At 62.5% G+C, this 19,308-nt stretch carries 18 protein-coding genes; 14 read left to right on the top strand and 4 right to left on the bottom strand.

Features of this window, described 5'->3' with window-relative positions; translation table 11 throughout:
- Positions 1 to 98 precede the first annotated feature (98 nt).
- Positions 99 to 920 (top strand): hypothetical protein, encoded by an 822-nt coding sequence (locus PLU72_06705; protein ID HOT27860.1) that lies wholly within the window; start codon positions 99 to 101, stop codon positions 918 to 920.
- Here PLU72_06705 and PLU72_06700 read toward each other — a convergent pair.
- The gene (locus PLU72_06700; protein HOT27859.1) at positions 910 to 2,421 is read right to left on the bottom strand and encodes a lipid II flippase MurJ; all 1,512 of its coding nucleotides are present in this window, start codon (positions 2,419 to 2,421) and stop codon (positions 910 to 912) included. The genes PLU72_06705 and PLU72_06700 overlap by 11 nt on opposite strands.
- 249 nt (positions 2,422 to 2,670) lie before the next feature.
- Between PLU72_06700 and PLU72_06695 the strand changes: the two genes are divergently transcribed.
- From PLU72_06695 to rsmA, 3 genes are all read left to right on the top strand, one after another.
- Complete coding sequence (locus PLU72_06695; protein ID HOT27858.1) at positions 2,671 to 5,601, top strand: peptidylprolyl isomerase; 2,931 nt, start codon at positions 2,671 to 2,673, stop codon at positions 5,599 to 5,601.
- Positions 5,602 to 5,668: 67 nt separating this feature from the next.
- Positions 5,669 to 5,962 (top strand): S4 domain-containing protein, encoded by a 294-nt coding sequence (locus PLU72_06690; protein HOT27857.1) that lies wholly within the window; start codon positions 5,669 to 5,671, stop codon positions 5,960 to 5,962.
- Complete coding sequence (rsmA, locus tag PLU72_06685) at positions 5,952 to 6,752, top strand: 16S rRNA (adenine(1518)-N(6)/adenine(1519)-N(6))-dimethyltransferase RsmA (protein HOT27856.1); 801 nt, start codon at positions 5,952 to 5,954, stop codon at positions 6,750 to 6,752. Before PLU72_06690 ends, rsmA begins: the two co-directional genes overlap by 11 nt.
- A 25-nt stretch (positions 6,753 to 6,777) precedes the next feature.
- Here the strand turns inward: rsmA and PLU72_06680 are convergent, their stop codons facing one another.
- Positions 6,778 to 7,614: a tRNA threonylcarbamoyladenosine dehydratase gene (locus PLU72_06680; protein ID HOT27855.1), complete on the bottom strand. Its 837-nt coding sequence runs from the start codon at positions 7,612 to 7,614 to the stop codon at positions 6,778 to 6,780.
- A 257-nt stretch (positions 7,615 to 7,871) separates the two neighbouring features.
- Complete coding sequence (locus tag PLU72_06675; GenBank protein HOT27854.1) at positions 7,872 to 8,615, bottom strand: TatD family hydrolase; 744 nt, start codon at positions 8,613 to 8,615, stop codon at positions 7,872 to 7,874.
- Between the two features lie 76 nt (positions 8,616 to 8,691).
- Here PLU72_06675 and PLU72_06670 point away from each other — a divergent pair, with 76 nt between their 5' ends.
- From PLU72_06670 to fmt, 7 genes are all read left to right on the top strand, one after another.
- Entirely contained in the window at positions 8,692 to 9,567 is an 876-nt protein-coding gene (locus PLU72_06670) for a YicC family protein (GenBank protein ID HOT27853.1), read from the top strand.
- A gap of 18 nt (positions 9,568 to 9,585) precedes the next feature.
- Positions 9,586 to 9,891 carry a DUF370 domain-containing protein gene (locus PLU72_06665; GenBank protein ID HOT27852.1) on the top strand — a complete coding sequence of 102 codons (306 nt, stop codon included), beginning with the start codon at positions 9,586 to 9,588 and terminating at the stop codon, positions 9,889 to 9,891.
- Entirely contained in the window at positions 9,892 to 10,092 is a 201-nt protein-coding gene (locus PLU72_06660) for a DNA-directed RNA polymerase subunit omega (GenBank protein HOT27851.1), read from the top strand.
- On the top strand, positions 10,076 to 11,065 hold the full coding sequence (locus tag PLU72_06655) for a hypothetical protein (GenBank protein HOT27850.1): 990 nt from the start codon (positions 10,076 to 10,078) through the stop codon (positions 11,063 to 11,065). The genes PLU72_06660 and PLU72_06655 overlap by 17 nt, the downstream gene beginning before the upstream one ends.
- 15 nt (positions 11,066 to 11,080) lie before the next feature.
- On the top strand, positions 11,081 to 13,504 hold the full coding sequence (gene priA, locus PLU72_06650; protein ID HOT27849.1) for a primosomal protein N': 2,424 nt from the start codon (positions 11,081 to 11,083) through the stop codon (positions 13,502 to 13,504).
- Between the two features lie 157 nt (positions 13,505 to 13,661).
- Positions 13,662 to 14,207, top strand: coding sequence for a peptide deformylase (gene def / locus PLU72_06645; GenBank protein HOT27848.1), 546 nt, complete (start codon positions 13,662 to 13,664; stop codon positions 14,205 to 14,207).
- 9 nt (positions 14,208 to 14,216) lie between these two features.
- Positions 14,217 to 15,173, top strand: coding sequence for a methionyl-tRNA formyltransferase (gene fmt, locus PLU72_06640; protein HOT27847.1), 957 nt, complete (start codon positions 14,217 to 14,219; stop codon positions 15,171 to 15,173).
- Positions 15,174 to 15,213: 40 nt separating this feature from the next.
- On the opposite strand, the gene PLU72_06635 is transcribed toward fmt, so the two are convergent.
- Complete coding sequence (locus tag PLU72_06635) at positions 15,214 to 15,837, bottom strand: Uma2 family endonuclease (GenBank protein ID HOT27846.1); 624 nt, start codon at positions 15,835 to 15,837, stop codon at positions 15,214 to 15,216.
- Between the two features lie 127 nt (positions 15,838 to 15,964).
- On the opposite strand from PLU72_06635, the gene PLU72_06630 reads away from it, so the two are divergent.
- From PLU72_06630 to PLU72_06620, 3 genes are all read left to right on the top strand, one after another.
- Positions 15,965 to 16,633, top strand: a complete 669-nt coding sequence (locus tag PLU72_06630; protein HOT27845.1) for a redox-sensing transcriptional repressor Rex — start codon at positions 15,965 to 15,967, stop codon at positions 16,631 to 16,633.
- 82 nt (positions 16,634 to 16,715) lie between these two features.
- Positions 16,716 to 17,111, top strand: a complete 396-nt coding sequence (locus PLU72_06625) for an STAS domain-containing protein (GenBank protein HOT27844.1) — start codon at positions 16,716 to 16,718, stop codon at positions 17,109 to 17,111.
- Entirely contained in the window at positions 17,081 to 19,303 is a 2,223-nt protein-coding gene (locus PLU72_06620; GenBank protein HOT27843.1) for a bifunctional (p)ppGpp synthetase/guanosine-3',5'-bis(diphosphate) 3'-pyrophosphohydrolase, read from the top strand. Before PLU72_06625 ends, PLU72_06620 begins: the two co-directional genes overlap by 31 nt.
- Positions 19,304 to 19,308 lie beyond the last annotated feature (5 nt).

Raw genomic sequence — 19,308 nt, 5'->3', positions numbered from 1 at the left:
GAGCCGATTTTTGACAGTTTTCCACCGTTTGGCTATACTACGAATATTCCGGAATCGCCGGGACAGACATCTAACGAACGCCTGGAGCCTCGACAATCGTGATACCGTACGGCATATCATTCCCCAGGACGCCTTATCTCGCGAGCCTTCTCGCGCTTTTTCTGGTCGTCGCCGGGGTGCTTCCGCTGACGGCCGCGAGCCGCAACCTGCTTCCGAGGCTTCCCGAGTTCGTTCTCGAACGGGGTCATTCGGACGCGTTCCAGGTGGTCGAATGCGAAGCGAAAAGCCGCCTCCTCGATGAAACGGCCGAGAGCACCGTCCGAATAACCCTCAAAAACGTCAGCGACAAACAGGTCGAGAGTTCTCTCAAGATCCGCATCCTTTACCTGACAGGCGATGCGGCCGCCCAGCTCGAAGTGAACGGCCGACCCGTCCGGTATGACCGTGCGAATCCGCGTCTGCCGTTTTCTCTCGCCCCGGGCCAGGAAATCTCTCTCCTGCTCAAAGCCCGGCACGGCATCCAGTACAGTCTCGAAGCGGCAAACCGGGAACAGCGGGAACAGCAGTCGGCGCTCCAGGACGCGGCCCCCAAAAAACGCGGGTTCGCCCTCGACGACCTCCGCTCCCTTTTCGACAACGAGAAGTTCGGCAAGCGGTTCATGGTCGGTCCGCTGATCTCAAAGTGGGGCATCTTCCCGGTCGATTTCCGGAACGTGAAGATCAGCATCGTCGCCCCGTCCGATTTCGACGCGATCCTGCCGGATCCCGCGCACTGGCAAAGCCGGCGGGACAGCCGGAACACGACATTCACCTTCGAAGGCACCGACGGCTTCGCGGCGGCGATTTTCCTGCCGTCGGTTGATGCCGAACAGTTCAGGCAGGCCCGATCGGAAGCGGCGTCAGCCCCCGTCACGCCCTGACGGCCGCACCTCCTCTCCCTCGCGCAAGCAGGACCGTCACGGCGGCGAAGGCCTGAAACGCGCCCCAGAGCGTCACAAGCCGAAGGAACCCCCACGTCCCTCCCTCCGGAAGGGCGCCGCAGATTTTCGCGCAGAGATGCGCGGCCGGAGCGGCTCCGACGAGACCGATGGCGCTCCAGCAGGCGATCGGAATCAGCAACCTCGCGGCATCCCGTCGCGCCTCGGTCGTCAGAGCCATGGCCGTCAGCAGCAGCCCGACCTGCAGGACGGCCGCCCCCGCAGCTCCCCACCCGACGCCGACGGGCCCGATGTGGGCGACGAGCAGGTAATCGAGGCAGACCTGCATCGCGGTGCATGCGAGCCCGACGATGAACGGCAGTCGGAACCGGGCGGCCGCGAAACACAGACGATTCAGGAGCATCGTCACGGATACGGGGAACAGGGCCCATCCGTAAGCCTGAAGCAGGTTTGCCGTGAACGCCGCGGCGGCGGCGTCGAATCGGCCCCTCTTGTAAACCACCGTCGTGACGGCCTCCGCGCCGCCGGTCATGACGAGGATCACGGGCACGAGGAGGCCGCCGAGAAGCCAGAGGGCGTTCCCGGCGAGTCGGAAGCGCTCGTTTTCCGGGGCCGCGCTGAGCGACGGGAAAACCGCCGATGCGAGGCTTATCGAGACGATTCCGAGCGGGAGGTTGATGAGCTTGTCGGTGTAGTTCAGCGCCGCAACCGCGCCTTCCGCTCCCGCGGAGAGCAGGGATCGTTCGAACAGTGGCACGATCGCCGTCAGAAGCACCCAGGCGGCGACGGGGCCGGTTCCGAAGATGAAGTCATATATAATATTTTTATCTATATTTGTCGGGGACGATTCCGCACCGGTGCCGGAGGCTCCGCTGCGCAACGCGAGAAGGAAGAGCCAGGCGAACTGGAGGAAAGCCCCCGCCAGAACGGCGACTCCGATCGACTCGACGGGGCCGCCCCGCACGGCGAGCATGCCGACGATGATCGCGAGATTCACCAGGAGCGGTCCGACGGCCGGCCGGGCGAACTGGCCGATGGCGTTCAGATACGACGTCAGCAGGGCCGCCTGGACCGACAGGAGAGTGTAGGGCGTCAGGATGCGCCAGAGGGCGACCATGCGTTCGAACGTCTCATGGAGGAACCCGGGGACGAGGACGCCGCAGATGGGCCGCGCGGCCAGCGCCAGCGCGCCGGAAAGCGCGAGGGCGCAGGCGGACACGAACCAGAACAGGCTCCAGAAGGATCTGCGGACCGCGCCGGCATCGTCGCGGCGACGCACGAAGAGGGGGATCGCCGCGGCGGACACCAGGCCGTCCGCCATGAACTTGTAGAGCAGCTCCGGCAGAATCATCGCGGCCAGAAACAGATCGGCCTCGCGACCGCCGCCGTAGATGGCGGCGAAAACGGCGACCCGGACGAAGCCGCTCAGACGGGACAGCAGGGTCAGCGCGGCAAGGGAACCGAACGCTCTTCCGAGACTCACGCCGGCCTTCTCCGGCAGGGTTTCTTCGACATGCTGCGAGGCTAACAGCCGTACCCGCGATTGTCAACGCAAAGACTCCGCGGCCTTTTCCGGAGACATCGGAGTCTTTGACACCCGAGAGGTGAGGTGCTATAATCCGTCGTCTCGTCCGCCTCCGGCCCGAATACATCGCGGCTGGAAGCGGGCGCGCCCAAACGTGAGCAGGATCAACCTGTACACCATCACTCACTTTCTGAAGGAGCGGTAGCAATGGCCAAGGCGAGGTTCATGTCGATGAGGTGGCTGAGACTCCATCTCAAGGAGATCATCTGGGCGACGGTTTCCCTGTTCGTCCTCTCGTGCTTCATCATCGGCTACGGCTCGAGCCGCGCCCAGAGCAAAATGGACGAGAAGCGGCGACGCGCCGAAGCGAACGAGGCGAAAGCCATGCGCTCGGAATCGGCCCTGCCGGCTGAACTCGCAGCCAAAGCCGATCTTCCGGCCGTCCATGTTTCCTACCCAACGGCGAACGCCTCCCTGACCGAAGCGATCACGGTGAAGCAACTGTTCACCGCGCTGATGTCCACCAACGAGTATCGCCGGCTGCAGAACGTTCCCCAGCAGCTGCGCGAGGCGTTCGGCGCGCAGATCAAGGAAAGCGTGCTCGAGGGGCTGATCACCACGAGCCTGCTGAACCTGTATGCGAAGGCGAACAACATCCGCCCCGTCGAAAGTCCGAAGTCGCTCGTCGACAAGGACCGCCGTCAGATCGCCCCGGGAGAGTTTGACCGCATGCTCATGCGCGAAGGCATCGACGAGAAGGAATACTCCGACCGCCGGTATCGTGAAGAGATCATCCGCTCCGTGCAGAGCCGCGTCGTCAGGCCCGTCAGCACCGTCGCCAGTCTCACCGACGAGGCGATGAGAAAGTTCTACGAAGAGAACAAGCTACGCTTCAAGAACCCCGACGAAATCACCTTTACCAGCCTGCTGATCGCCCCCGGCGATTTCGCCGGAATCGCCTCGATCACCGACGCCGAGATCAAGGAATACTACGACAAGAACCGCGGCGAGTTCATGAGTTCGAAGCGCGCGTCCGTGTTCCACGTGTTCATCAACCCAAACGACGCCGAGTATCAGAAGAGCATGCCCGTCTCCGAAAGCGATATCAAGCGCCGCTACACCGACAAGATCGACGAGTTCAAGGTTCCCGAGACGGTCACCGCCCGGCATATCCTGATCAAGCCCCGCAACAGTTTCGAGAAAGATCTCGACAACTATTCTATTTCGCTTCGCAACTTCGCGATCGGACAGAAGAACGGTGAGACGCTTTACACCTTCAATGCCGGCATCGCCGACCGCAAGGCCGATGCCGCGCTCGACTACTCCAGCATCGTTCTCACGACGGCGTCGGGAACCACTCTCCAGCCGACTGCCGAGAGCCAGAAGAAGGTCGACGGCGCTCTCGCCCTGCCCCTTTCCGGGAAACCGCAGGAAGCCGTCTCCGGCGCCGTGTGCATCGTCCTTCCGGCCGGCGAAACCCCCGCCAAGCTCGAAATCAGGGACAAGCACAGCACGCATTCGTTCGACGTGAGCGCCGCCCACGATGAGGAGCGGGCGTTCGCGGCGGCCGAGGCCGAGATCCGCGCGATCCGCGACCGGATCGTGAACGGCAAGGAAGACTTCGCCAAGCTCGCCTCCGAGAAATCCGATGACACCGGTTCGAAGAAGGATGGCGGCAGTCTCGGCGCATTCGCCCGCGGCCAGATGGTCAAGCCCTTCGAGGATGCCGCGTTCGCCGCGGCCATCGGCGACGTGACCGAGCCTGTCCGCACCCGGTTCGGCTGGCACATCATCAAGGTCGAAAGTCGCGACGCCGGCAAGACAAGCCCGCTGAGCGAGGTTCGCGGCCGTATCGAGGCCGAACTTCGGAAAGAGCAGGCTGACGCGAAGGCCCAGAGCGATCTCGAATTAGCCAAAGATCTGCTCGAACAAAAGAGCCGCACGCCCAAGGAAGTCGCGATGCAGTATTCCATGGGCAAATCCCGCCGCACCGAAGGCAAGCTGCCGGTGTTCTTCAAGGGTGAGATCACGACCGACTACTCCACCGAACAGCGCGCGATGCTCGAAGACGAGATCGGCCAGGGCGGCAGCATCATGCCGGAAATCGAGGAAGCCGTGTTCAGTCTCAAGCCGGAGGAAGTCTCGCCCGTGATCAAGACTGACAAGGGCTACCACCTCTTCCAGCTCGAATCGATCCTCGATCCGATCCAGCTCAGCTTCACCGATACGGTCAAGGCGAAGATCCGCAGTATTCTCGAAGACAAGCGGCGCCGCGAACTCGCGTCCGCCAAGGCCCAGGAAATCGCCAAGCGCATCAATGCCGCCACCTTCGAAGCCGTCGCCTCCGAGGCGCACGAAGCGGGTTCGGTCAAGATCGGCCCCCTGCCCTTCTCCGCCAATCCCGGCTTCTCGAACTTCGCGCTGACGCAGGCCGTCGGCCAGGTCACCGTCGACGGGCACACCTACCTCCCGGCCATCCACAAGGAGTTCGCGGCCCTTCCGAAGATCGGCGCGGAAAACCGGATGCTCGGCCCGATCGAGACCGAGCTTGGCTTCCACTTCATCCGCATCGACTCCTACAAGGTCGATCAGTTCAAGCCGTTCGAAAGTCTGAAGGACGAACTGCGCAACATCATGACCTTCGAACCCACCGAGGTCGCGATCCAGGACTACTTCGCGAAGAACCAAGAGAAGTTCGACACACCCGAGTCACGCAAACTGCGCCAGATTCTCGTCTCCGACGAAGAAACGGCGAACGACGTGTACAAGCGGCTGCAGAACGGCGAGATTTTCTCGCTGCTCGCCAAGCGCTACTCGATCGACGGCAGCGGCACGGAAGGCGGCAGCATCGGCAAGATCCGCCGCCGCCAGCTCCCCGCCAACGTCGAGGAAGCAGTCTGGAAGCTGAATGTCGGCCAGTTCACCCCGCCCCTGCAGACGAGCTACGGCTGGTCCATCATCCTCTACGAGGCCGAGGGCGACCGCGGCGAGAAGGCGAAGCTCGACACCACCGTTCGCGAAAAGATTCGTGCCCAGCTGAAGCAGGAATATATGCAGGAATATTATTCCGGCTTCCTGACAGGCATGCGCAACCAGGCCCACGTCATCCGCAACCAGGAACTGCTCAAACTGCTGTAATGACAACCGATCGACGGGGGCGGGCCGACCGGCCCGTCCCCGTCGTTTTATCCGAGGACGAACGCACATGAGACTCGATAAATTTCTCCAGGCGACCGGCCTGATCAAACGCCGCGTTCTCGCGAACGAAGCCTGCAAACGCGGCCTGATTTCAATCAACGGCATTCCGGCCAAACCCACCCGTGAAATCGCGGCGGGCGACGTCGTCAGGCTCGACCTCCCCCGCCGTGAACTCGAAGTCCGCGTTCTGAAGGCGCTGACGCAGCCGACCATGCCGCGCGCGAAACGGGACGAGTTTCTCGAGACGATAAAGGACGTCGCGAAAACCCCGTCGGACGACTGGTGGCAGGATGACCAGTGACGGCAAACCGGCCGCGAAAAAATCGCTTGGCCAGAACTTCTGCACCGATGCGCGGCTGCCAGCCGAGATCGTCCGCAGACTTGACGCCGGCCCCGGCGACGTGGTCTGGGAGATCGGTCCCGGCACGGGTGCGCTGACGGAGAAGCTGATCGCGACCGGCGCGTCGATCGAGGCGTTCGAGATCGACGAGCGGATGCGGGACGAGCTCGCCCGATTCGGAGACCGCCTCACCGTCCGGTGGGGCGACGTCATGGAGATGGACCTTGCCCCCCTGGTGCCGGCCGGGAAGCGCCTGTTCGTCACGGGCAACCTTCCGTATTACTGCGGCACGGCGATTCTCCGTCGCTTTCTGATGTTGAAGCCGCAACCCACCCGGCTCGTGTTCCTGCTTCAGGATGAAGTCGCCCGCAAGGCTGCGGCGAAGCCCGGAACTGACGCCTACGGCTACCTGTCGGCCCAGGTGCGGCTGTTCGCCGAGCCGGTTCTCGGAACGAGGTTTTCCCCCGCCTCGTTCCGCCCCTCTCCCAAGGTCTACAGCACGATCCTCGAACTGCGTCCCCTGCCCCTCGACGAAGGCGAATTTGGGCGCCGGGAACGTGCCCTGAAGCTTCTTTCGGTTATGCTGGGAAGCCGGCGCAAGATGGCGCTTTCCTTGTTGAAGCATGCCTTCCCCGGCGCGAAGCCGCCCTGGGAAGATCGTTTTATATTGTTGAATTTAGATTCTAAGGCCCGGGGCGAAACCATTCCCCTCGATACCGTCATCGAGCTGGCATCTCAGCCCTTTTCCTGAACGGCCGGAACGGCGGATGCCGCTTTCAGTCTTCGTTTTCGTCGTCTTTGACGGCCGGGAGCGAGGCCGTGGCCTTCGCGGTGAAGCCTCGCGGCGTCTGGGACGCCGTCGCAAGTCCCGTCAGCCGCTGAACGGCGACGCCGGCGAGCATCATCCCGAAGATGGCGGTCATGTATCCGATCGAGCCCTGGATCATCCGGGGCCGGCCGCGCGTCAGCGTCACCTCGCGCCGCTCGCCGGGGATCTCGTCGGGGTGGTAGGGCATGATCGGCGGCTCGACCGAGGAGATCACGGTGATGCCCCGCTCGATGCCGAAACTCCGCAGCCGTTTCCTGATGCGGCGCGCGAAGGGACAGATCGTGGTCTCGCTGATATCACAGGCTTTCACGCGCGTGGGATCGATCTTGGCTGCCGCGCCCATGGCGGACAGGAGGGGCAGCCCCGCCTTCACGGTCTCGACCATGAGGGTGATCTTCGGGTTGAACGAGTCGATCGCATCGATGACGAGCGAATACGGGCGCTGCAGGAGACCGGCGATCTGTTCCCGGTCGAAAAAGACCTGGTGCCGCTCGACGACGCAGGCGGGATTTATATCGAGCACTCTATCACCCATCGCATCGACCTTCGGCCTGCCGATCGTCGATTCGAGCGCCATGATCTGGCGGTTCAGGTTGGTGCGGCCGATCGTGTCGAAATCGACCAGCGTCAGGTGCCCGACGCCGGCCCGCGCCAGCCCCTCGACGGCATACGACCCGACGCCGCCCATCCCGAACACGGCAACGTGCGCACCCTCCAGCTTTTTGAGCGCGTCAGGCCCGATCAGCAGTTCCGTCCGGTAAAACCGTGTCTCATCCCCGCCCATGTCAGCCCCCGCCTTCCTCCGTGTCGATGTTGCAGGAGCATACCACAGCGAGGCTTCCGCCCCAAAGGCAGGGCAGAACAAGCGTATGAGACGTTTCGCACAGTGACGATGTTCCGCTCGTGCTGAGCCTGTCGACGCGCGAGTGCCGTTCACCCTTCGACAAGTCGGGATGAACGGGCGTGTGACTCTGCACTGTCCGGTAACGCCATGCTACGTCAGCAGTTTCGAGAATTGGTGCGCCCCCCTGATGGGCGGAATCAGCCGAAGATGCGGCGCACGGTCGAGGCGGCTGCAGCCTGAATTTCCTCAACGGCCACGCCGCGAAGGTCGGCCAGATACGCTGCAATCCCCGGCAGGGAAGCCGGTTCGTTACAGGGCGCATTGAAGAAATAGGGTTTCAGATCGGGAGCGTCGGTTTCGAACACGAGCCTGTCGATCGGAACATCACGGGCGACGGCCGGCGTTTTCCGCGCCTGGGGCATGCACAGGGAGCCAGCGAACGAGATGACGGCCCCGTCCGCGAGGAAATGGCGAGCGATCTCGACCGGGCCACTGAATGCATGCATGATCCAGGGAACGCCGACCGCATGGTCCCGGAGAATTGCGCGGGCTTTGTCCCAGGCGCCCCGAAGATGCACGAGCAGAGGAAGCCCGCTTCGTCGCGCGATCTCGGCCTGTGCCGTGAATATTTCGATCTGATGGCACATCGGGACATCCGACTTCACATCCAGCCCGCATTCACCGATCGCCACGGGCCGATACCCGCACCGTGCCCATTCCGCCAGGATATCTTCCGGGCGTTTGTCATCGCCGTAGCATGGATGCACCCCCCAGGCCCTCGCCACCGACCCTGGCCAGCCAGGATCACGAACACCGCCGGTCACGCCGGGAACGATCAATCGCCCGACCCCGGCTTGTTCGGCCCGTTCCAGCACACCGGCGATGTCAGCAGCCAGTTCCGGGGCGTCGAGATGGCAATGCGTATCCGTCCAGTGCATCATAGCGTGTCAATCCTACTCCGCCCGTGCGAGTTTTTCGATTTGCATTCATCTGGGGAATACAGTATAATATGCGGATATGGTAGCGAGTCTGACGGGTTTCGGGCGAGGTGAAGTGACGGATGCGACCGGCCGTGTGGCGGTCGAACTCAAGTCCGTGAACAACCGTTTTCTCCAACTCGACGTGCATGTGCCGTGGGGGTACGGCTGGGCCGACGCGATGCTTCGCAGTCTCATCAGCGAGCGCATTTCCCGCGGCAAGGTTTCGGTCAACCTCGAGATCGTCGACTACACCCCGACGCAGCAGGCCGTCGTCAACCGGCAGTTGCTGAAATCCTTCATCGACCTCGCCGCAGATCTCGAAAAGGAGACCGGCCGCGCGCTTCCGCTTCAGCTCGACGGCATGCTCGGGCTTCCCGGCGTCATGAAGGTCGATTCCGAAAAAGCCGACCAGAACGTCATCTGGGCCCGCATCAAGCCGGTCGCGGAAAAAGCGATCGCTGCCTTCATCGAGTCGCGCAAACGCGAAGGGGCGAATCTCGCCGCCGACATCCTTCGACGTAAAGATCGCCTCGACGAATGCCGAAAGGCGATCGAGGAGCGTCTTCCCCAGTATCGCGCCGCGTTCATCGAACGGTTCACCGCCCGCATCAAGGAACTCGCGGGCCAGTCCGGGATCGAGGATTCGCGGCTCGCCTCCGAGATCGCCATCTGGACAGACCGCTCCGACATCAGCGAGGAGCTGACCCGGCTCGCAAGCCACCTGAAAGAACTCGGCACCATCATGAACAGCTCTGAACCCATCGGCCGCCGCCTCGATTTCCTGCTTCAGGAGCTCAACCGCGAGGCGAATACGACAGGCAGTAAAGTTGGCGATATACTCGTCATCCAGCAGGTTCTCGACATCAAGTGCGAGATCGAGAAGATTCGCGAGCAGGCCCAGAACATCGAGTGAGAGTGTGAGGAGCATCGTATGAAGGTCCGTCTTCTCAACGTGGGGTTCGGCAACGTCGTCGTCGCCGGCCGCATCGTTGCTATCGTCAGCCCCGGCTCGGCTCCGATCAAGCGCCTCAAGGAAGACGCCAAGGAGCGGGGCAAGCTGATCGACGCGACCTACGGCCGGAAAACCCGCGCCATCGTCGTCACCGATTCCGATCACGTCATTCTTTCGGCGATCAACCCCGAAACCGCAGCGCTCCGCCTGCTTGGCCGCAAGATCGCGGACCACAGCGAGGAAGAGGCTACCGAAGAGATCAACCACACACCGGAGGTCGAATAAATGGCTCTGAAGTTCCGCTCACGCACCGAAATCACCGATCGCATCCCGAACAAGTATGACGCCGTCATGGCCATTTCCCAGCGCGTCAAGATGCTGGTCGAAGGCCGCAAGCGGCTGATCGACACCGGCGACGAGAACTACGTGAAGGTCGCGATGGAAGAGATCGCCTCCGGAGCCCTCGAGATTGAGGTCGAAAAGTAAGCCTGCCGCGGCGCGCCTGCTGATCGTCGTCGGTCGCGGGCTCGCCGCGGGCTTCGCGCCCGATCTCGTCTGGCATTTTCAACAGGGCGGGTTCGAAATCCGCATTGCCCTTGCTCCCGAAGCCGAGGGGTGGGCCGCTCCTGAGGCCCTGCGCGCCCTGAGTGGAGCCCCGGTTCTTTTTCACGAACCGCATCCCGCCTGGGCCGAACGCACCGACGTTTTTGCCGCGACTGTCGCCATCGGGCTTCCACCGGCAACCCTCTCCGATCTCACGCGAGGCGTTGCGCGCACCCCTGCGATCGACTTGATGCTCCGCCGCGGGGGGGCCCTGTTCCTCCTTCACGAGACGCTTCCAGAATCGGGCGAACCGATTGCGCGCGAGTGCGCCGCGCTCGGGCATACCCTCGTCGAACTGCCCCAGCATCCCGGCATGTGGCGGAAAACATTCGAACGGCTTCTCTCCGACGTGGTCTTGCTTCTTTCCAGGCGCGAGTCTCTTGCGGCATTCCCCGTGGCCGTCACGCGAACCGTTCCGGCTCCTCTCGCCACGCTTGCCGGCGATGCCCCGGCGTGGCTCGCCGAATTGAGGCGTCAGCTCCGCAGGCTCGGCTTTCCGACTTCGGAAAAAGCACCCATGCTCCATATCGAAACATACGAGGGCCCATTCCCGCTTCCTGCGAAAAAGGGACGAAGCTCGGCCCTGAGCGTGACCCTCGATCCGACAGCATCGGAAACGGTCCCCCCTGCCCCTCCCGGAGCGTTTCACGTCAGGTTCGTCCATCCCGACGCCCCAGAGACTGCCGTCAAAACGCTTGCCGCCACCGGAACGCTCGTCGTCCGGCGACAACCGCTCGGGCACCTGATCGTCACCGACGGCTCGGGCGATCGGCTCCTTCCCGACGTCACCGCCCAGCCTGCGTTTCTGCGGTTGGCCGAACTCCTGGCCGACAGACGTTCCCAGCCGGCCGGCTGAGCGGTCCGCAGCGGCATGAACACCGGCATCGTCCGGCGCTACATCGAAGTCTCTTTCCCGGTCGCGATCCCGTTTGAAGGCGGTGTTCTCACCTATCATCTCGACGCGTCGCCAGACGCATTCCCGGCCGTCGGCTGCAGGGTCGTCGCGCCCGTCCAGTCCCAGAGAATTATTGGGTATATTATTAGAGTCACCGATATAAAACCCGACTTCCGCACCCTCCCGGTGACCGAAGTCCTCGATCCGATCCCTCTTCTCTCCGATGCCCTCGTCTGCCTCGCCCTCTGGATGGCGGAGTCCTGTCTCTGCACGCCCGGCGAGGCCTTTCACGCGATGCTTCCGGCGGGGGTGAAACAGAAGATGACACGGATCGCCCGGCCCGGCCCGGCGGCGCTGGCCGGCTCCATGGAAGCCCTTCCCGCCCCGGTCGCCTGGCTGCGCGGCAAGGGCGAGGCCGCCTATAAATCGTGGCTGGCGCGCTTTCCCCAGGTTTCCGCCCGACTGGCCACGTGGTCGGCGGAAGGGATGGTCGTCGTCGGCTTCGAGAAGCAGGAAGCGGCAGGACCTCGCGTCGTCAGGCTCGTTGCGATTCCGCAGGACCGGGCCATCGAACTCGAGTCCCTGACGCCGAAGGAGCGCCAGGTAATCGAGGCGCTCCTCCGCATCAATACGCCCCTGTCCATCCCGAGGCTGTGCCGGGAAGCCGACGTCAGCAACGCGCCCGTGCAGCAACTCGTGAAGAAAGGCATGCTGACGATCCGTGAAGAGCGGTTCTGGCGCGAGGTGGCGCGCGACGCGTATTACCGCACCGCCACGCCTCCGCTTCCCGAACTGACGGCCGAACAGACGGCCGTGCTTTCCGAGATCCGGGCGGCGGCAGCCGGAGACCGTCGGCCGGTGCTCGTTCGCGGCGTCACCTGCTCGGGAAAGACCGAAGTCTATCTCCGCTGGGTGGCCGAGCTCCTGGAAGCGGGACGCGGCGTCATCGTGCTCGTCCCAGAAATTTCCCTGACCCCCCAGATGGTCAAACGTTTCCGCGACCGTTTCGGCGAGCGCGTCGCCATCCTGCACAGCCGACTGTCCGACGGGGAGCGGTTCGACCAGTGGGAACTGATCCGCTCGGGCGCGGCTCCCGTCGTCGTCGGCGCCCGGTCGGCCGTCTTCGCACCGGTTCCGAACCTCGGCTCGATCATCATCGACGAGGAGGGGGAACCCACATTCAAGCAGGGGGAATCCCCCCGCTACCATGCCCGCGAGGCGGCCGCGAAGCGATGCGAACTCGAGCACGCACAGCTCGTGATGGGATCGGCCACTCCGACGATGGACGCGTTTCAGCGGGCCAGGGACGGCCGGTACCGTCTCGTCGAAATGACGCGGCGGGTCACCGACCGCACGCCGCCGCAGGTCGATCTCGTCGACATGCGGCAGGAGCTCGTCGCCAAAAAGAACCGGAGCATGTTCTCGGAAACGCTCGCGAACGCCCTCAGATCGACCCTCGGCGCCGGCAAGCAGGCCATCCTCTATCTCAACCGCCGCGGGCACAGCAGTTTCGTGCTGTGCCGGGCTTGCGGCAAGGTCATCGAGTGCTCGCGCTGCCAGGTGTCTCTCGTGTATCACGAGGGCAGTCGCATCCTGCGATGCCATTACTGCGGCGAGGCCAAGCCCCTGCCGACCGTCTGCCCGTCGTGCGGCAGCGAGGCGATCCGGTATTTCGGGGCCGGCACGCAGCGCGTCGAATCAGAGGCACGCCGGTATTTTCCCGGCGCCCGCATCGCACGCATGGACTCGGACACGACGGGCACCCGGGGCTCGCTCGAGCAGATTCTCGAACGGTTCGGCCGTCACGAGGTTGACATCCTGATCGGCACACAGATGGTCGCCAAGGGCCTCGACTTTCCCGACGTCACGCTCGTCGGCATTCTCGCCGCGGACAGCCTGCTGCGGATTCCGGATTTCCGCTCGTCGGAACGGAATTTTTCGCTGCTGGCACAGGTTGCAGGCAGAGCCGGGCGCGGCGATGTTGCGGGGCGCGTCGTTCTTCAGACGTATTTTCCCGATCACCATTCGATCAGGCATGCCCTCACCGAGGATTACCACGGCTTTTTCGCCGAAGAGTCGGAACACCGGCGCGCGGCAGGGTTTCCGCCGTTCCTCGCGCTCGCCTCGCTCCTGTTCACCAGCGAGCAGGCCGACAAGGCGAAAGAGGCGGCGCAGAAGCTCGCCGATGCCCTCTCCGGGAATCCCGGCTTCGCGGGCGGGAACATCCTGGGGCCGGCGCCGGCACCGATCGAGCGAATCAACAACCAGTTCCGCTTCCAACTCCTCGCGCGGAACCCGGACCGGGGTGCGCTGGCGACGGCCCTGCGGGCGTCGCTGAAGGCGGCTGCCGTTTCCGGGGTAAAAATATCTGTTGATATAGATCCATATTTCGTCCTTTAGCGCGCGTACGGCAGCGCGCGCCTGCGGAACAAACCCAAGAGGCGCTTGCGGCAGCATTTCAGTGGTAGGAATGCGGGAAGGATTCTGATATACTGTCGGGAAATTCACGCATTTCGTTCCAAGCGATTGGAACCCTGTCCGCCGAAGGAGACATTCCATGATCAGACGCATACTTCACCTGGGTGAAGAGCCGCTGCGCGAGCTCTCAGAACCCATTCAGGCCATCGACGATGAACTTCGCACGCTGGCCAAGGATATGTTCGAGACGATGTACAAGAACAACGGCGTCGGTCTCGCAGCCCCGCAGGTAGGCATCAACAGACGGCTGTTCGTGATCGACACCGGCGACAATCCCATGGTGTTCATCAATCCCGAGATCATCAGCCAGTCCGGCAAGGAAACCTGCGAGGAAGGGTGCCTTTCCCTGCCGGGACTGCGTGAGAACGTCACGCGGGCGAAGAAGATCGTCGGCCGTGCGACCGATCTCGACGGCAAGCTGTTCGAAATCCAGGCCGACGGCCTGATGGCCCGTGCCTTCCAGCACGAGCTTGATCATCTCGACGGCGTCGTATTTGTCGACCGCATCTCGAAGGCCCGGAGACTGCAGATCAGGCAGGAGCTTTCGATCATCGAAGCCGGCGGCACGATCGAATACGAAGACGACGAACGGGACGACGACGGCGACGACGAAGCCGTCGCCTGAAAACGGAACATGCCCGAATCAGCCGGGTCCTCCCCCCTGCGGGTGGTCTTCATGGGCTGCCCCGCCTTTGCGGTGCCTGTCCTCAAGGCCCTTGCTGCATCACCCGCGTTCCAGGTCACGGCGGTGTATTGCATGCCCGACCGGCCCAAGGGCCGAGGGCACAAGGAGACGGCGACTCCCATCAAACAGGCAGCAGAGGCGCTCGGGCTCCCCGTTTGGCAGCCAGCATCCTTCCGCAAAGATCCGTCAGCGGTCGCCGAACTGCGTGCAGAGAAGCCCGATTTTCTCGTCGTTGTCGCCTACGGGCTCATCCTCCCGCAGGAAGTGCTCGACATCCCCCGGCTGGCGGCGGTCAACCTGCACGCCTCGCTCCTGCCGAAATACCGTGGCCCCTCCCCCATTCATGCAGCGCTGATTGCGGGCGACTCCGTCACAGGGAACACCGTGATGCTGATGAACGAAAAAATGGATGAAGGCGACATTCTCGCGACGGAAACGACGCCCATCGCGCCTGCCGACACGCTTTCGAGCCTGCACGACCGTCTGAGCGAGCTGGGAGCCCCACTCGTGGTGCGCACGCTTCTCGGCTTCTCACGCGGCGAGATACGCCCCGAGCCCCAGAATCACGCGCTCGCCTCCTATACGCAGAAAATCTCGAGCGACACGGCTCATCTTCTCTGGAACAGACCAGCGACAGAGCTTTTCAATCTCATCCGGGCGATGACGCCCTGCCCAGGCGCGTGGTTCGAAGCGAACGGCGAACGGCTCAAGGTCGGGGCGGCCGCGGTGGACGAGTCAGTCACGGCCGCTCCCGGCACGGTCATCCGGGCCGATGCGCACGGCGTCCGCGTGGCCTGCGGCGAGGGCAGCTCTCTGCTGTTGCTGAAGCTTCAGCGCCCCGGGAAATCGATGATGCCGGCCGCGGATTTCCTGCGCGGCTTCACGTTCCCAGCCTCGCTGGAGTAGACGTCACCGCTTGCATCAAGACGGGCGGCAAAAGCATATATCAGGCGAGATATTTTCTTGGAGACTCCCGAACGGTCCGGGGAATAGATGAGAAAACATACCCCAGATCTACTTCGAGGCCGGGAAACAGGCTGCATTTCATGATATCAATATCGCTATATATGACCGCTTCCCCGAAGCGCCCGGCTGATTCCAGGACATAGACGATGATTCGGCGGTCGGCTGGCGAGACGATCCAGAACTCTTTCACGCCATGCTTCTCGTAGAGATATTTTTTCGTGATGTGGTCTCGTGACGAGGTGGAGGGCGATAGAATCTCGATGACGAGATCGGGTGCGCCCCGGCATCCTTTGTCATCGAGTTTCTTCTCGTCGCAGACGACGAGCAGGTCGGGCTGAACGACGGTGTCCACCAGTTCGTCGGCCTCCTGGCCTTTCGGCAGCCGTACGTCGAAGGGGGCGTTGTGCACCTCGCAAGGTTTTCCCCGGAAAAATGGCCGGAGAATGTCCTGGAGAGCCCCTTGAACGAGCGAATGTTGCCGGGACGGAGCAGGTGTCATATCGAACGCGACGCCGTCGATCAATTCCCAGCGTTCGTCGTCGGGCCAGGTGCAATAATCGCCGTAGGTGAACTTTTTTTCGGCTCTCTTGATTTCAGGGGACATATGTTCCCTCCTGCTATTGGTGAAATAGTATAACACCACGGGTTCGACGGACAAAAATGCGTTGTTGCTCTCGCGGGGCCCGTTGTGGTAGAAAGTTGCATCGCCGCTTGTCCAGGAGCAACTCCGCGTGGAAAAAAGCCAGATTCAGCCGCCGCAGGCCACGATCAGGAGACTTTCGGTTTACCTCCGGTGTCTCAACGGGCTCGATGACGACGGCATCCCGGTCGTTTCATCGCAGGAACTGGCCGACCGGCTCGATCTGAATCCCGCCCAGGTCAGAAAAGATCTCGCCTACTTCGGCGAGTTCGGGAAGCGCGGTGTCGGCTACTCGGTCGGGAAACTTCGTGACCACATCATCAAGATTCTCGGCCTGGAGCGCAAGCGCATGGTCGGCATCGTTGGCGCGGGAGGCCGCCTGGGAAAGGCCCTGGCCTCGTATCGCGGCTTCGAGCGGCGCAACTTCAAAGTCGTCGCCTTGTTCGACAAAGACCCGCAGGTGATCGGCCAAAACGTAGGGAATGCCGGAACCATCCGCCATGTCTCCGAAATTCCGAAGGCGGTCAAGGAGCTCAGCATCGAGATCCTGATCCTGACCGTCCCGGCAGAGGCGGTTCACGAGGTGTTCGAGATTGCCCAGCTGTCGGGCGTGAAGGCCGTACTGAACTTTGCTCCGTTCAAACTGATCTCGACCGGCGAAGTGACGGTCCATAACGTCGATCTCGCGATCGAACTCGAATCGCTCAGTTACCACCTCAGCCTCCGCGAAAAGCCCACCGAAATGGTCGAACCATCGTGAATTCTCACTCTCACGGTGGAACCGTTGACACGCTGTTTCAGGCGGTGGTATTGTACATCAAACCCGGATCCGAGAGGTTCTCATGAGTCTTACCATCGAATGCCAGGAACGCGACAACGGTGCCGTCATCATCGACGTGCGCGGCGAGATCACGTTCGAGAATTCAGACATCCTGCGTGACAAGCTCAACGAGCTCTGCGACCAGGGGCGCTGCCGCCTGATCATCGATCTCGCCAGCCTGAAGTACATGAGTTCGGCCGGCATGGGCGTGCTCGTCCACGGCCTGAAGAAGACGCGGCAGGGCAAGGGCGACCTTCGCCTTGTCAATCTGAGCGCGAAGATGCGGCGCGTGTTCCTGATCACCCAGTTCACGCACCATTTCGCGGTCTACAACACCCTCGAAGACGCCGTGAAGAGTTTCGCAACGGCCGCGGAAGGTGGTACGCCATTTCCCTCGACGAAATCGTCACAGCAGTAAAAGCCTACAACCCCGAAGCCGATTTCGAGCGCATCGGAAAGGCTTACCGGTTCGCCCAGGAGTGCCATAAAGACCAGTTTCGCGCCTCGGGCGAATCGTATTTCATTCATCCCGAAGCTGTCGCGATGATCGTCGCGCAGGAACTGCGGCTCGACTCGACGTCGATCTGCGCCGCCTTGCTCCACGACGTAGTCGAGGACACGGCCGCCACCCTGCAGGACCTCGAAGCCATGTTCGGGCCGACGCTGGCCCAGCTCGTCGAGGGCGTCACCAAGCTGAACAAGATGTTCTTCAGCTCCGCGACGGCGGCTCAGGCCGTGAACTTCCGCAAGATGCTGTTCGCGATGACGAACGACGTGCGCGTCATCCTGATCAAGCTCGCCGACCGGCTTCACAACCTCCGCACCCTCCAGTATCTGCCGCCGGTGAAGCAGAAATACGTCGCGAAAGAGACGCTCGAGATTTACGCTCCGCTGGCCCACCGTCTCGGTATCAACAAGATCAAGAGCCAGCTCGAAGAGCTTTCCTTCCAGATTCTTCAGCCAGACCAATACAAGGAAATTTCCGAGTTTCTCGTCAAGCAGGGCCTCGAGGGCGACGCCAAGCTCCAGGAAGCGCTGCACCAGATCGACAAGCACCTGCGCGAAGTTCACATCCACGCCGATCTATCGGGGCGACCGAAGCAGATTTTCTCGATCTGGGGCAAGATGCAGAAGCACAATCTCACGCTGGAAGGGCTCTACGACTTTCTCGGCGTGCGCATCCTGACCAAATCGGTCAAGGACTGCTACGGCGCGCTCGGCATCGTTCACAAGTTCTGGAAGCCGATTCCAGGGCGTTTCAAGGATTACATTGCCGTTCCCAAGCCGAACATGTATCAGTCGCTACACACGACTGTCATCTACGACGGCAGGCCGCTCGAAGTGCAGATCCGCACCGAAGAGATGCACCGCATCTCGGAGGAAGGTATCGCCGCCCACTGGGACTACAAGGAATCGAGCGGCAAAGAAGCGACGCCCGACTACAAGGAAAAGCTGTCGTGGCTCAGAAACCTCATCGACTGGTATCAGGACGCCAAGGACGCCTCCGAGTTCATGGAGACGGTCAAGGTCGAGCTGTTCCAGTATCACGTCTACGTCTTCACTCCGAAGGGCGACGTAGTCGAGCTTCCCAAGGGCAGCACGCCGGTCGATTTCGGGTATCACATCCACACCGACGTCGGACACCGCTGCATCGGCGCGAAGGTGAACGGGCACATCGTCCCCCTCGAATACTCGCTCCAGAACGGCGACATCGTCTCGATCATCACGAGCAAGATCCAGAAAGGCCCGAGCCGCGACTGGCTCAAGTTCGTCCAGAGCACGAACGCGAAGAAGAAGATCAGGGCCTGGCTCAAGAAGGAGTTCCGCGAAGAGTTCGTCGGCAACGGCGAGAAGGAGTTCCTCGAGACGCTTTCGCGGATGGGTGGCACGAAGGAAGAAGAAAAGAAGATCAAGCTTCCCGCCTTCGTCGAGGAGATCAAGAACATCGGTTTCCCGAACCTCGACGAGCTGTATGCCGGCATCGGAGCCGGCGAGGTCCGCGCCCAGCAGGTAATCGGGAAACTGTTTCCCGACCTCGTGCCCAGGCAGGCGCCGCCCGTCGTGCCGTCCGCGCAGCAGCCTCAGCGCAAGCCGGACCGAGAGCATCGCCGGAAGGCCCGGAAGGGGCCACGAATTATAGCAGGCGGAATAGAATCTGCCGAGGTCAAGATATCGCGCTGCTGCAATCCGATTCCGGGCGACCCGATCATGGGATACATCACTCGCGGACGAGGCGTGACGGTTCATCGCACCGACTGCCCGAACGCGAAAGAGCTGTACAAACAGCCCGAGGGGCGTCTGATCGACGTGCGCTGGGATATGGGCGTCCAGGTCGAACAGGTCGACCAGTCGTATCGGACGCGCATGCGCGTCGAGACGACCGACCGGCCGGGCATGCTGAACGCCGTCACGAGCGTGATCTCGAACCAGGGCGTGAACATCTACTCCGCGAACGCCCGCACGACGAAGCAGCGCACGGGCGTGCTCGACTTTTCGATCGAGGTCGCCAACGCCCAGCAGCTCCAGGCGCTCATACGGGCTCTGCTGCGGGTCAACGGCGTCACCAAGGTGTTCCGCTCCGATTCCCCGAGTTCGAAGGACGAAGCGTAATGGCC

It is taken from the genome of Candidatus Ozemobacteraceae bacterium, assembly GCA_035373905.1.
Classification (GTDB): domain Bacteria; phylum Muiribacteriota; class Ozemobacteria; order Ozemobacterales; family Ozemobacteraceae; genus MWAR01.
This window is presented reverse-complemented; position numbering and strand designations above follow the sequence as displayed.

Excerpts from the sequence above, each read along its gene's own strand:
- def (HOT27848.1), top strand. The coding sequence starts at position 13,662 with ATGATCAGACGCATACTTCACCTGGGTGAAGAGCCGCTGCGCGAGCTC.
- PLU72_06665 (HOT27852.1), top strand. The coding sequence starts at position 9,586 with ATGAAGGTCCGTCTTCTCAACGTGGGGTTCGGCAACGTCGTCGTCGCC.
- PLU72_06635 (HOT27846.1), bottom strand. The coding sequence starts at position 15,837 with ATGTCCCCTGAAATCAAGAGAGCCGAAAAAAAGTTCACCTACGGCGAT.
- PLU72_06675 (HOT27854.1), bottom strand. The coding sequence starts at position 8,615 with ATGATGCACTGGACGGATACGCATTGCCATCTCGACGCCCCGGAACTG.
- PLU72_06690 (HOT27857.1), top strand. The coding sequence starts at position 5,669 with ATGAGACTCGATAAATTTCTCCAGGCGACCGGCCTGATCAAACGCCGC.
- fmt (HOT27847.1), top strand. The coding sequence starts at position 14,217 with ATGCCCGAATCAGCCGGGTCCTCCCCCCTGCGGGTGGTCTTCATGGGC.
- PLU72_06660 (HOT27851.1), top strand. The coding sequence starts at position 9,892 with ATGGCTCTGAAGTTCCGCTCACGCACCGAAATCACCGATCGCATCCCG.
- PLU72_06695 (HOT27858.1), top strand. The coding sequence starts at position 2,671 with ATGGCCAAGGCGAGGTTCATGTCGATGAGGTGGCTGAGACTCCATCTC.
- PLU72_06670 (HOT27853.1), top strand. The coding sequence starts at position 8,692 with ATGGTAGCGAGTCTGACGGGTTTCGGGCGAGGTGAAGTGACGGATGCG.
- PLU72_06680 (HOT27855.1), bottom strand. The coding sequence starts at position 7,614 with ATGGGCGGGGATGAGACACGGTTTTACCGGACGGAACTGCTGATCGGG.
- PLU72_06625 (HOT27844.1), top strand. The coding sequence starts at position 16,716 with ATGAGTCTTACCATCGAATGCCAGGAACGCGACAACGGTGCCGTCATC.
- rsmA (HOT27856.1), top strand. The coding sequence starts at position 5,952 with ATGACCAGTGACGGCAAACCGGCCGCGAAAAAATCGCTTGGCCAGAAC.
- priA (HOT27849.1), top strand. The coding sequence starts at position 11,081 with ATGAACACCGGCATCGTCCGGCGCTACATCGAAGTCTCTTTCCCGGTC.